Source organism: Spirobacillus cienkowskii, assembly GCF_037081835.1.
Lineage (GTDB): Bacteria > Bdellovibrionota_B > Oligoflexia > Silvanigrellales > Silvanigrellaceae > Silvanigrella > Silvanigrella cienkowskii.
In genome coordinates, this window is record NZ_CP146516.1 from 2,113,701 (window position 1) to 2,126,947 (window position 13,247).

General features: G+C 25.5%; 11 protein-coding genes and 1 tRNA gene. 6 read left to right on the forward strand and 6 right to left on the reverse strand.

The genetic code is table 11. The features are described from left to right. Positions 1–33 precede the first annotated feature (33 nt). A tRNA-Arg gene (locus Spiro2_RS09375) sits at positions 34–108 on the forward strand. A gap of 170 nt (positions 109–278) precedes the next feature. Here Spiro2_RS09375 and dcm read toward each other — a convergent pair. Both dcm and Spiro2_RS09385 read right to left on the reverse strand, forming a co-directional pair. Then, positions 279–1,568, reverse strand: coding sequence for a DNA (cytosine-5-)-methyltransferase (gene dcm, locus Spiro2_RS09380; RefSeq protein ID WP_338635514.1), 1,290 nt, complete (start codon positions 1,566–1,568; stop codon positions 279–281). Continuing rightward, complete coding sequence (locus Spiro2_RS09385; protein ID WP_338635515.1) at positions 1,546–2,307, reverse strand: Eco47II family restriction endonuclease; 762 nt, start codon at positions 2,305–2,307, stop codon at positions 1,546–1,548. The genes dcm and Spiro2_RS09385 overlap by 23 nt, the downstream gene beginning before the upstream one ends. A 412-nt stretch (positions 2,308–2,719) precedes the next feature. Here Spiro2_RS09385 and Spiro2_RS09390 point away from each other — a divergent pair, with 412 nt between their 5' ends. Continuing rightward, positions 2,720–3,040, forward strand: coding sequence for a hypothetical protein (locus Spiro2_RS09390; RefSeq protein ID WP_338635516.1), 321 nt, complete (start codon positions 2,720–2,722; stop codon positions 3,038–3,040). After that, a complete protein-coding gene (locus tag Spiro2_RS12770; protein ID WP_422397995.1) occupies positions 2,992–3,219 on the forward strand; it encodes a GNAT family N-acetyltransferase in 228 nt (75 codons plus the stop codon). Before Spiro2_RS09390 ends, Spiro2_RS12770 begins: the two co-directional genes overlap by 49 nt. Positions 3,220–3,279: 60 nt before the next feature. On the opposite strand, the gene Spiro2_RS09395 is transcribed toward Spiro2_RS12770, so the two are convergent. From Spiro2_RS09395 to Spiro2_RS09405, 3 genes are all read right to left on the reverse strand, one after another. Next, positions 3,280–3,612: a helix-turn-helix domain-containing protein gene (locus Spiro2_RS09395; RefSeq protein ID WP_338635517.1), complete on the reverse strand. Its 333-nt coding sequence runs from the start codon at positions 3,610–3,612 to the stop codon at positions 3,280–3,282. Positions 3,613–3,722: 110 nt separating this feature from the next. Then, positions 3,723–3,872 (reverse strand): hypothetical protein, encoded by a 150-nt coding sequence (locus Spiro2_RS09400; RefSeq protein WP_338635518.1) that lies wholly within the window; start codon positions 3,870–3,872, stop codon positions 3,723–3,725. Between the two features lie 240 nt (positions 3,873–4,112). Beyond that, complete coding sequence (locus Spiro2_RS09405) at positions 4,113–5,441, reverse strand: hypothetical protein (RefSeq protein WP_338635519.1); 1,329 nt, start codon at positions 5,439–5,441, stop codon at positions 4,113–4,115. A gap of 238 nt (positions 5,442–5,679) precedes the next feature. On the opposite strand from Spiro2_RS09405, the gene Spiro2_RS09410 reads away from it, so the two are divergent. Next, positions 5,680–6,234, forward strand: coding sequence for a hypothetical protein (locus tag Spiro2_RS09410; RefSeq protein WP_338635520.1), 555 nt, complete (start codon positions 5,680–5,682; stop codon positions 6,232–6,234). Positions 6,235–6,421: 187 nt separating this feature from the next. Here the strand turns inward: Spiro2_RS09410 and Spiro2_RS09415 are convergent, their stop codons facing one another. Further along, positions 6,422–8,176, reverse strand: coding sequence for a hypothetical protein (locus Spiro2_RS09415; protein WP_338635521.1), 1,755 nt, complete (start codon positions 8,174–8,176; stop codon positions 6,422–6,424). Between the two features lie 401 nt (positions 8,177–8,577). On the opposite strand from Spiro2_RS09415, the gene Spiro2_RS09420 reads away from it, so the two are divergent. Further along, entirely contained in the window at positions 8,578–10,461 is a 1,884-nt protein-coding gene (locus Spiro2_RS09420; RefSeq protein WP_338635522.1) for a hypothetical protein, read from the forward strand. Positions 10,462–10,470: 9 nt separating this feature from the next. Beyond that, positions 10,471–13,203 carry a hypothetical protein gene (locus tag Spiro2_RS09425; protein WP_338635523.1) on the forward strand — a complete coding sequence of 911 codons (2,733 nt, stop codon included), beginning with the start codon at positions 10,471–10,473 and terminating at the stop codon, positions 13,201–13,203. Positions 13,204–13,247: the final 44 nt, after the last annotated feature.

Below are 13,247 nucleotides of genomic sequence, written 5' to 3' on the forward strand. Positions count from 1 at the left end.
TTTTAAGGCTGATTAAGCTTTAAGTTTAAATAAGGACTCATAGTGAAGTGGATATCACGCAGGCCTCCGAAGCCTGAAGCGCAAGTTCGATTCTTGCTGGGTCTGCCATTTAGATGTATTTTTACTTTCTCTGTTTTTTGTTAAATAATTAATCTTTTTACCTAATATAGAGTTTCTGTTAAGATATAACTATTTTAAATCTCTGAATCAATAAATTCACTTCAAAAACTATTATAGTTTTTCATTCAATATTTCATTTGCAAAGTAATCACTCAAAATTAGTCAAAGGAAATAGATTTTTTATAGATTTTTTTTTCTTCAATACTATTCATTAACGCAATTAAGCTTCTTCCAACTGCATGGGATAAATTCACTGGTACAGCATTACCAATTTGTTTATATTGACTATTTATAAATCCAACAAAACTCCAAGCATCAGGAAAAGTTTGAATTCTAGCATATTCTCTGACTGTTAATGGTCTAGTTTCTTCAGGATGACAACGTTCAGTCTGATTCTGAGCAGGAGCACAGGTAAGAGTTAAACTCGGCTCATCCCAAGAAAGCCTACGAGCCATACCAGTTTTACCTCCTCCAAGAAAATAACTTTTTTTCATGTACTCTCGTTGTATTTTATCTGGTAAATCTTTCCAATATCCTCCTTGAGGAACTAAAGACATTATTTCTTTTTTTCTTTTCACATAAACTTGTCCTTCTGAGTTGGGCACATCAGAATCAAATAATTCACCTGCTTTTAGCGCATCTTTTAATGTAAAAATTTTTTTATAAGGTGCTGGCCAAGAAAATTTTGAATATTTAAAAAGATCATTCCTAATTCCAACTAAAAATAAACGTTCCCTTTTTTGAGGAACTTGATAAAAGATAGCTTTCAACACGTGTGGTTCAATTAATGTATAACCCAATTCGTGTATTATTGATTTCATAGAGGCAAGGGTTCTACCTTCATCATGCTCTAACAAGCCTCTAACATTTTCCCCCAAAAAAACCTTTGGTTTTATTTCTTTAATTGCTCTTGCAAATTCAAAAAATAATGTTCCTCTTGCATCTTCAAAACCAAGTTTATTTCCGGCATAAGAAAAAGCTTGGCAGGGAAATCCACCAGATACAAAGTCAATATTATTAAATTTAGTAAAATCTACATTTTTAATATCACCTTCTATAACATTCCAACTAGGTCTATTAAACCGAAGAGTTTTACAGGAGTCTTTGTCTACTTCATTTACAGCAATTGTGGTAAATCCAGCTTTTTCCAATCCAATCGCTAAACCTCCCGCACCAGCAAATAGTTCAATAGATTGATAAGGTCTTAATGGCTTTATTTTTAATTCCTTATCCCAATTTGAATATGCCATTTCTTTAAATATTTTAAATTCATCAAGCTCTGATAAATTTGATATACTATATTCTTTTCTGCCAGTTATAGGGTTTTTAACTGGTTTGATTTTTTCGTTTTTTTCCCACTTTGATATTGTAGATTTAGATACAGAAATAATATCCGCAAATAATTCTGCTGAAATTGTGTTATCGTTATTGCTGAATATTGAGACCATTTTTAAATCCTTCATACTTTTCAAAAGTCAGTAAATATATACTTTTTAATAAGTGCTTATCAAGTTTATTTAAATTATCAAATATTTCATTTGAAGCTTTTACAGGATTTTCATTATTTACGACATCATCTATAATTATAGGTATTTTTTCACATAATTTTTTAAAGGCAAATTTGTCTCCAGTAACAATTTCATAAAATCTATCCATAGATACTTTCCTTATGCGAGGATCGCATACCTTGACTTCGTCAATGGTAGTCTCCCAAGGTATATTTTGACTTTTTTTGGCAATAACTTCAACCAAAAAACTGGTAGCATTAGGATTTTTCAAAATTGCGCTTTGTAATTTGATATATACGCTTTTAGCTCCTCCAGAGTTCATTGTATTATGCTTATTTTTTATTTCTACATAATAATGTTTATCTTTATTAATTACATCAAAACCTGCTTTTGGAACTTCCCAACCACTAAAAAATTTAAAGATATTTTGATGAAAATATCCTATTTGATTGCTATTAGATTTATCAATCTGCCTTATTACTTCTTGCTCAATTAAGTCTTTTATCGGCATTCTATAAATTTTAGCATCGAAGGTCAATTTTATTGGATCTACTAAATTACTATTAAATTTATAAAAATCTATTGTGAGTCTATAATCCAAAACTGTTTTTTTTACATGATTGTAAATATCCTCATCGCTAATAAAACCCAGATTATACTCTTTTTTTTGTATTTTCATTTTTTACCTTTTTCAATCCTTTGAAAAGTTAAATATCACTTCATGGTGGGCTATATACTAGAAGTGTCTATTTATTGCAAAAAATAATAAATTTTAAATTCAATAAACTCTACCAACCATACCGTACTAGCTCCACAAAAAATTTTGTAATCCCAAATTCATTGCTTAACAGATTGGCAGGTTTTTTACTCGTTTGAGGTGTCTAAATTGATATTATAAAATATTAAAATCAAATAAATTTTAAGCAAAAAGAAAAAATGAGACAAAGTCAGTTCGATTCTTGCCCAGCCTGCCATTTAGATGTACTTTTATTCCTTTTCATTTTAAAGAAAGATACAAAATTATGCAAATTTATAATCCACTCTATTTATAACTAAATATAAATAATATTTTTTATATAAAGAAAATTTAAATGGATGATTTTATAATAAAAGAGCTAAAAATATTTCAACTAAATGAATTTAAAAAATTATTATCAACAGTTTTTTATTATGAAAAAACTAATACTTATAAATATTATTTAAGTTTATTTCCTATTTTCTTGCAAAAAATAATTAGAATGTTTGGACATGTTAGATATTCTAAATATTGGGTCGCCTTAAATAACAAAAAAGAGATAGTGGGTATTATTGGGATTTATTTTAGAAATTGCGACACAAAAGATGTCCTATGGGTTAGTTGGTTTTGTGTCGAAAAAAATATAGAAGAAAAGGAATTGGAGGAATACTTTTAAATCATGTAATTTTATTTGCTAAAGAAAATAATAAAACAAAATTTAAGATATATACTTCAAATCATGATAACGAAAAAAATGCACAGTATTTATATGAAAAATTTGGATTCTTGGTAATAGAAAAAAAAGAATTTGAATCTGGATATGTTAAAATATATAGAGAAAAAAAAATTAACTAATTTTTTTCATCCTCAAAAATTTGAGTACCAATGAATTTTAAAAATTCAGGAAAAATTCGTTTAAATTCCTTTAATTATTTTTTTTCTTTTTTTAAAACTAATCTCTAAATCACATTCCATCAACTCTGCTATTTGCGACATGGTCATAAGTGAAATGTTCTCTGTCTCATCCATCAGTCTATTGTATTGTCTGTTTGAAATATCAATTTCTCTACAAAATTGGTTCACTTCGATTTTATTTTTATTTCTAAATTTTGTAACATTTTTAATAATTTCAAGTTTATTTTTAGTAAATAAATCTTTTATTATCTTCCATTTTTCATCATATATTTTGTCTGTCTTGTGCTCAATTAAAGAAAACGATTTAGTTTTATTTTTTTTAGTATTACTCATAAAAAATTCTGCTTTTTTTATATTGACACTCTGAATTAAAATACCTATTTTAAATTAATTTTTCATGATATATTTCTGTTATCACATTTAAAACCCTACGTAGTATTTTTTCATTTTTCCATTTTATTTCTTACTTTCTCAGAAATTGATAAAATAATTTTTGCTCTTAATTTAGCTTTTTTCTTAGCATTACTTAATTCTTCTTCTGTGTAAAACTTTTCCATTAATTTATCGAATTTTATTGTTTTTTTTGTCTTCACTTTTTATCTCATTAAGTCTATTAATTTATCTCCACTATTTAATAATAAAAGAGGGAGAAAATTCAAGTTTCTTAGTTTATGATTATAACTATACCCCTTATAATCAAAATTGTACAATTTTGATTATAAGGGGTCAAGGGAAAATCAACAAACAGAATAATGACTGTAGCCAAAACCTAATCTTACAAAAAATATCTCATTTTCCACAAACTCTAACAAAAATATCATGATTAATGATACTTATTTAAGAGTCTCAACATTTAAATTTGTATTCAATGAAACAGAAATAACATATTCGTTGTTTAAATATTTTTTATTCACCCAATTTTCAAAATCTTTAATATCAAAGTCTTTTGCTAATTGATTTATTTTACCTTGATCATAAATATTATTTTCACCAAGCATTACATTATAATATAGATAATCAAGTTTCTTATCATTATCAAATAAATAATACTCTTCATCAATTTTTTGTTCTGCATTTAATACATTGCTAACTGATTGCTTAACAATTTCATTAAAATTTTCATTGTTATCTTTTAAATTCATAATACTAAACGAATCTAAAAAATAATTGTTACTAGGAAAATCCATGTTTTCAATCATAATAATTTTATGCTTATCATTTTTTGCATATATAGAATAATTATTTGAAATAGCTTTACTTAAAACTGATCTGTAGATAATATCTTTTGCAGTGTAATTAAAATTTGGAAATAATTTTATATCTAAATTCATTTTACTAATTTTTTTATCTTTTACCTCACAAGAAATATCTTGATTTACCAAATTTAGCCCAGCTAATACAAGTTTTTTTACATCGACATAAGGAACAGGAGAACCATTGGGCAAAACATCGACAAACTTTGACAGCTTGTTAGCGATAAATTCTGGTTTTAGTTTACTTTCAACAATAATAATAATATTATTAGAAGTAAAAAATTTAGAATAATATTCTTTTACTTTTTTATTATTAACACGCAAAATCTCTTCATTTGGGTCTCTTTCTATTAGTTTTTTATCTTTTAAACATTTAAAAAAACTTAAAAAAAAGCTATTATTAAACTTTAAATCCATATAATTTCGTACATCATTTTTTGCTTTTTCAATACCAGAATTTGACAAATCTGGGTTTTTAATTGCCTGAAATGCATTGCTAATTACAAAATCAAATTTTTCTGGATCAAACTCATACGAAAATTTTATGTAATTGAACGTTTGAAAAAGTTCATCATTTGCTACATAAAAATCATTTAATTTAGAAGATGACTTACTATTTAAAAAGATTTTCTCTGACAAATATGGATTTAAGGGAATAGCATACACTTTTTCTAATTCTCTACTATTTCCAGCATTGACTAAAATATTTAAAATAACCTCATCAGTCTCTCCTTCAAGGACAACCAATTTTAAACCATTTTTAAATTTATATTTGTAAAACGACTGATTTTCATCATTATAAAAACTATCTTTACCAATAAATTCGAAAAGATTATTTTTTTTTCCCTGATTTGCTTTAACAGAAAGGTTAAAGAACATAAATAATAAAGTTATTAAAATAATACGCACAAAAATCTCCATGTAAAAATAGTTAAAATACAACCTTGATATAAATACAGAAGTTTTTATATATTTTCAATTTTTATAATTTAAATATTTTTTTAGATTATAAAATATTTTTTACCATAACCATCATTTATGTGTTTTAACTTTGACATTAAATTAAAAAAAAATTATATTAAAAATTAAGCAAAAAATAAAATAAATTTTCTTGCTTAATTTTTAACAAATAAATAAAGAGAATGTCATGAAAAATAAAATAAATTTTCTTACTTTATGTCTTACTTTATATGCAGGTCAATCAGCTTACTCTTACGGATCTTATATATTTTGCACAAATAGCGCAGTCTCTGGATCAGATTACACGTTTAAAGGTATCGGCTGGAATTGGGCAAAAGGAACTAACGGTAGCAACTTACAAAATGCAGCTATCAATAATTATCAAAACCTTGTAAAAGTTTATCCTAAGGGGACTTGGATTAACGGTTCAACAGATCTCAATACATCATATAACTACTATCTACTCCTCGATAGTATCTTTGATAATAAAAATGCCGCAATTAATTTTTGCGAAGCATTAAAACAAAAATGCCAAAGTGATTGGGGTCCAACATTTACTGGAATTGGAGTTTCAACATGGGATATCCCTCATGCAGCATGGGGTTCTGTTTCTGTAAAATACAAAGTGCAATCTAATCGTAGTGAACGGCTTGCTTGCAAAAATTGGAAACACACAGAATACGAACCAATTTATTACACACCAGAGGATTATATGTATACTTTTACACCATTAATGCATTAAGTTAATACCATAAAAAAAATTACATATGTTTTTATCACTAACATATGTAAAATTTTTATTACTTATACTATTTAGACAACACAATCCCAATATTAAAAAATACTGATAATATTATAGTAAAAATTCGCAGCACTACCGTTGATGTAACTAGCAATAGAGCATATTTTGCTGCAAATTCATTAAAAATTCATAATCTCCATTCAGAAGAATGAATGCCAAATTTCTTTAAAGTAAAATTTAATTTTTTTATTTCATTTGAAGTTAATAAAAATTTAACTTTTTTAAGAAAATAAATACTTTTACTTCTTTGTGAAAAGTTTGCCATGAGTTGAAAATCACTTTCTATATCACAAATTTTATTATTAAAATTGGAAAGTTCAATAGAACATCTATGCATCATAAATTCAAACATATAGCTATAAATAATTGATATCAAATTTAATCTGTAATCTCTAACGCTTTTTTGCAAAACACGACTTAATAAATTTGTATGTCCAGGAAAAAAGAATTGATATAACTCTTTATAGTAATAAATATTTGTGCTTTTAAATGGAACATTATTAATATTGCTAAAATCGTCAATTATAAATCCCTTTTTGGTTTCAATAAATTTTTTAAAATCATATTCAATAATATGTTGTTTTGTTCTTGGATAGTTTATTAATATATCATATTCTTTGCTTAATTTAAAAGTCTCGTATTCATCTCCACTCATAAACATAAAAATTTCAGGATAAGAAAGAAAAAAACAAAGTTCATGATGCTTATTAATGAATAATTTAGATTTTGTATAACTCGAAAATTGATTTTTTACATGTCTGCTATTATTTAATCCTAAAAAAGCCTGCAAAAATTTATTTTTTTTATTAACACTCTGAATTGACAAACAAGTATTCCTACTAATATTATAAAGAAAATCTGAACTATAATAAACTTCGCAAATATCTCTAAAAGACCTAATTGTAAAAAATTCGGTATAAATATTTATCTTATATTTTTGCATTTTTAAAAATATATATAACATTTTTATTCCATCTTTATTGGCTCCAGCGATATTTAAATAATTAATAAATTCATTATATTGTTTTAGTTTTTGATACTCAGAAATACTTTTTGAATACATGGGTGAATTTGGAAAAAAGTTTTTTAAAACACCAGATAACCATATGCAATTTTGCAAGTGATCATCCGGAAACGGTAAAAAAACAAATTTTGTTTTACTTGACAAAAAGTTTAATGATCCAGAATCTAATGGCTCAAAAAAACGGGTCTTTTCTTCTACCGCAAGAGAAATTAGACATCTCCGAACACAGTCTGGAATTGTTGTGGTAGAATCAATTAATTCTGTTGTTTGTGAAGATCTTGCGGAAATAAAATTGCCTGGACCAGGAACAGGATCTATTAAAAACAGATCCATACAAAATTTATTTAAATATTTTTGTGCAATGTAATTTGCGGCTATAATACATGTTGTTCCTCCCCGACTAAATCCAATTAGATTAATTTTAGAAATTAAAATTTTTCTTTCTAAATGTAAATAATCTATAATTTTTAATGCTAATGTTGCATTTTGTGTCATTCCATTTCCAGTAACCTTATCCTTAAATTTCATTATCCCGCTATATTTATTATCTTTGTCTCGTGTTGTTAACCGAGACTTTGTGGGATCAAACACAATATTTGTAACTTCTTTATGAGTATGAGAGATTGGTGATATAGAAACACCATCAAAACAATAGTAATATTTATCAATACTGGTATTTATACTCTCTTGTCTTAAAGGAACATTGTGAGGCTTAGATATTGTAAAATCAAGGTAAATAGATGTTTGCTCCCAATACAAATCTGTGCCAGAAAAAATAAAGTAAATCTCAATATTTTTATTGCCAATAAATCCTAAATTTTCATTATTTAAACAATATTGATTATTTTCTAAATCCATAGTAACTCTCAATATTTAACCTAGTTTGTAAAATTTTTAAATTTACCTTTAAATAAAAAAAAGTAAACTTATTTAGATCTTTTATTAGCATAAAAATTAAACTTATACATTTAAAAAAAATATAATTGATTTTATAAAAACAAATAATTATTAAAAATTAAACTAAAAAATTTAGTAATAACATATTAATTTATAAAAATTTTTACGAAATTTAAATTTAAAAATTGTAAAGTTCTAAAAAATTACAAAATTCTGTTTTTAAAAAGTTTTCTAACAAATTTAAGATTTTTTTATTTATATGCTAGAATTAATGCATAAACTTAAAATACAGTGAGACTTAATGACATTTATTGCTATAAAGAATCGTTGTTATAATAAAAGTCGCGACTTTGAGGATTAAAATGTTTCGTTCAAAAAGCCCTATTGTCAGAAAAACAGATAAAATGACTTCATTTGTGACAGTACTATGGAGATATCTTATCTTATCTAGTGGATTTTGGGTTACGTTTTCCATAATTTGTTTTATATTTTTATATAATCCAGATTATGGTACCAATTCTAAAATAGACTTTTTTTCCTCATGGTTAGTCACTTTTCAATTTTTATTAGTCATAATTGGAGTTATCATTTTTTCTGGAATAATTGGAGCTATGATTTCTATACCTTCAATTATTCTTAAAATCATGATGAAAATTAGAGTTGATAAGAAAATTAACAAAGGTAGACAACCAATAATACTGATATATTTATCAACGTATTTTCCAATATTATTTTGTGTTTTTTCTCATATTATTGTATTGCTTATTAGTACAAGCACTGCTCCCCAATATATGCGAAATTGGTTTGATGATGATTATAAGATATACAAAACTCAACAAAAAATTTATTCAAAGTTATTTGAAACAAAATCATCTGAAATTAATAAAAAGTGGGAAGTAATTGCAAAAAAAATTTCTAATGATTCAAATATTGTTTTTCTATTACCTCATCATATCGTTAATAAAAAAAATTTATTAAAAGAAACAAGAAGTTTACTAGATTTTGAAAATAAGTGGATTATAAATTCGGCAACTAAGGAATCTATGATTTCATCAATATTAAGCGAAACGGAATTTCCTAGGGAAGATTTGTTTTCTCCAATTAAGTTTGATGAAATACCAAAAAAAAATAATAAAAGCCAACCTAATAGCTTAACATTTATTGGTATAAATGGAAAATCTGCTTTTAATTTTAATAATTTATTTAACAATTCTTATGTAAATTTAAATATACAAAATTCTTGGTTTAATGTTTTTTTAAATAGACTAGCATTATCGCAACCGCATCTGCTATTTTTCTTTAAAACTGGTTTTATCACGTCTTCATTTCAAGCTTGGAAATGGGAATATCTAATTAATAACAATGCAGATTTGCTAAGCTCATACTTAAATCATATAAATAGTAAAGATTCAAAAATAGTACATAACAATTTTTTACTATATTTAACTGAATTTGAGGCAAATAGCGAAAAAAATTTATTATCTTCAATTGATTGGCCTAATAATATTAAAAACTATGAAGTTGACTACAATATTAAAAAAATTGATTTTTATTTATCTAATTCTATTAAAACATTAACTAAATTTAATCATAAAAATATTTGGATAGTTCCTTATAATAGCAAAGACAACTCTATTCAATTAGGTGTTGGATTTTCAAATTATAACTCAAACGACAATTTAATGACATCAGAAATATTAGGACAAATCATATTTCAAGAAGAAAATTCTCAAAACTGTCATTCATTCACAACCAACTACGATCCTATAAAAGTAGATAAAGAATTATTGCAAAAAAACAACTATCTTCTTGACACACTTAATCAAAAAAAATTAGGTAAACCATCTATTTCTAATAAATACTATTTAATAATTAAAGATAGCATTAAATATGGAGTATTTTGTCAATCTTCTAAAACACCTCCTTATTTAGCAATTAAAAATGAGGAATTTTTTAGTAAACTAATTAATTATCAAGTTTTTAAAAATTTAAACTATCAAATTTTTATTGCTAATGAGAAAAAATTGAAATCAAACGATAAAGATCAATCAATTCAAAATAAAAATCCAAAAATTGAGTTAAATTTAAATAATTTTTACAGGCAATTTTTTATATATAAAATTCAATCAGATAATGCTATTACATTTTCTGAAGTATCTGAAACAGAATATGCCGAATTTATTAAAAACTATGGCACTGAGGTTAAAAATATTTTTCATTCTTCAATTAATTATTTAATTAAATAGGTTTAAACTATGCCTCTTAAAAGATCAAGATTATCTAAACTTTCATTTTATATCATTATTATATCAATAAGTATATTTTTAATTCTTGTCCTATTTTTATTTATTATCTACTTTTATCCTATTTCAACAATAAGTAACAATTTTAATTCTGCTCATTATTCAAGATTAGTTTCTCCATGGCCTATGTCATCACTTGATCAAGAATTGCTTGAACGAAGACGACTTAGAAGATATGCAAAATCAGAACAAGTTCGTAGAATGGAAAAGCAATTGCAGCGAATGGAAAATTTAAATATCCCAATTTATGATTTATTTTTAGATAACAATGCAGAAATCTATTCACAAAGATATGTTACTTCACCTGATGACACTTCATTTTTATGGCCAATAATTCCAGGTAGAAAAATATTTAATAATCTAAATAAACAAGAATTTAATAGAAAATCTGTATCTGTTATATTTCCTCATAACCAATGGACCCAAATTAATGAAGGTGTTTTGTTACTTGGTGGCGAAGAAATAAAAGCAACAATACCTCTTATAAAAGGCACTCGTTCATTTAGTTTTAATTTATTTTTATTAACACCAGGAAGTATTAGAATCAACGTTGGTCAATATGTTTGGGCTAAAACTTTTACAGATGATGATGTTCAAAAAAATATTAGACTTTCTATTCCTATTAATGATTCTACAGCTACAAGTATTAAAATTGTAAGTATTTCTTCAAGCTTTTATTTATTAAACGCAAATGTTGAACAACTCGAACATACTGGTAGATCTCCAATAAGAATTTCAAATTCTAGTAATTTTTGGTTACCAAACAATACTTTTGTTTTTACAAATCAAAAAAGCAGTAATGCTAAAACTGATGATGAAGACAACATGGTTGATGAAGAAGAAACTGATGAAAAACTACCGGATGAATTAAAAATTTATGATTCAAAAGAACCCAACCCACAAAACACAACCGATAATTCTAAAAATACTCAAAAAAATAATCTTGAAAATTCTCCAGATCCTTTAAAACAAGTTGCAAACCCTCAAATTTTTAGCAATGAACCTTATACTATAGCTTTTGGTTACAATATTTTATACATTCAAACACCAAAAATATCAGATTTAATTATAAAAAACAAAAAATTATTTTCTAAAATTGCTCCTAACTTATCTTCTTTAATAGAACAATCAGTAGTTTTTGAAAAAAATATTGCTGTTTCAGAAAGTAGAAGCGAGAACTTTAGAAAATTTATTTTTTCTGATCACAATTTTTTAACCTCAAGCAATACACCAATTACTAAAGAAGAAATTAATGGAAATATTTCTAAAAATGTTTATCAAGAACTTAGAAAATATGGCTATAAAATTGTAGGAATTTCTTATCCTGAAGCATTTTATTATAATGATAAAATATCAGAATCCACCGAATTTTCTAAAATATATGGAAGATGGCTCGAGAAAAATGACTGGAATTTTGCATATAAAAACGTAAAAATTGATGATAGAAATTTACCTGTTTCTGGGTTGGATGCCATATTTAAAACAAATGAAAAATCAATTGCCACTCCATTATCTAGCAGTGACTTTCCAATCATCTCGCAATTTTTAACAAACGTTGCAGAAAACATTGATAATGTTCCAGATTGGGGAGCAAACGAACTGCTTCTAATAAATAAAAAAGATTTATACATACCGAGAGCCGTTGAGGCTTTTCAACAATGGAGTAAAACAAAACAACAGTCTCGATTTCTTGCGCATATTTTACTTGATACCGATTCTGCATTAATCAGACCCACCATTAAAGATCTTGGCAAATCCTTAACCACAATTGGTGTTTCATCATTTTTAAATCCTAGTAAGATTAAAGAATTTGCTAACATTTCGTATATTGACAAAGCGATTGGACAATTGATTGATACCACAACAGCCAGAAAGTTTGAGCATCGAACCATTGTTTTTATATTAATACCAAATGATAATAATGATTCCAAAAAAAATTATGCAACCGGAGTCTTTAAAATTCCAGGATTATTGCCAAAAAAAGATACTAAATACAAAGATGTTACAATTAATGATATTTCTGCAACATTATTAACAAATGTAGGAATTCCAGTAGGGAAAAATATTTCACATTCTTCCTCAAATATTTCAGGAAATATGTTAGAAAAAATCAATTATAATGATTTTAACTCATCACAAAATAATATTTCTAATAATAAATCTAACTTTACAAAATATACAATGGTTATAAAACCAGATGAAAACAATTGCAATTCGTTTTATTGGAATTCTAAATCAGAACCAATCTTAAAAATCCAATCAAGTGCTCCGGTTTATCAAATAATTTCAAATGAAATTATTGAGTTTTTTCCCTGCTCTATAAAAAACAAATTTGTTAGTGTGACTTGGTATCAAAAAAGCTATAAAAAGCCTAGTCCGTTAAACAATATTGATGATCATCTTGGTGGTTACTTTTCTTATAAAAGACCAGATATTAGCAATAATTTACCAAATTTTTATTTTGGAAATAATTTAGTTTCTTCAAATGATTTAGTATTTTACTTTGATACAATGACAGAGAATCAGTTTAATAGTATTTTTATTGTAGAAGAAAAAAACAACAAAAAATGTATTAATTATATAAAAGATAATTTTTTTACTATAGAAAAATATGAAAAAACAATTAAAGATCCTGAGATTTTAGCTAATAAAACAAAAATTGGTTTTTTTATTACCCCGTTGTAATTTAGATAGGCAAAATTTTCCACGTATAAATAAAATAAATGACG

Bases quoted from the DNA above. Each gene is read 5' to 3' on its own strand.
- Spiro2_RS09390 (WP_338635516.1), top strand. From the start codon at position 2,720: ATGGATGATTTTATAATAAAAGAGCTAAAAATATTTCAACTAAATGAA.
- Spiro2_RS09385 (WP_338635515.1), bottom strand. From the start codon at position 2,307: ATGAAAATACAAAAAAAAGAGTATAATCTGGGTTTTATTAGCGATGAG.
- Spiro2_RS09420 (WP_338635522.1), top strand. From the start codon at position 8,578: ATGTTTCGTTCAAAAAGCCCTATTGTCAGAAAAACAGATAAAATGACT.
- dcm (WP_338635514.1), bottom strand. From the start codon at position 1,568: ATGGTCTCAATATTCAGCAATAACGATAACACAATTTCAGCAGAATTA.
- Spiro2_RS09410 (WP_338635520.1), top strand. From the start codon at position 5,680: ATGAAAAATAAAATAAATTTTCTTACTTTATGTCTTACTTTATATGCA.
- Spiro2_RS09395 (WP_338635517.1), bottom strand. From the start codon at position 3,612: ATGAGTAATACTAAAAAAAATAAAACTAAATCGTTTTCTTTAATTGAG.
- Spiro2_RS09425 (WP_338635523.1), top strand. From the start codon at position 10,471: ATGCCTCTTAAAAGATCAAGATTATCTAAACTTTCATTTTATATCATT.
- Spiro2_RS09415 (WP_338635521.1), bottom strand. From the start codon at position 8,176: ATGGATTTAGAAAATAATCAATATTGTTTAAATAATGAAAATTTAGGA.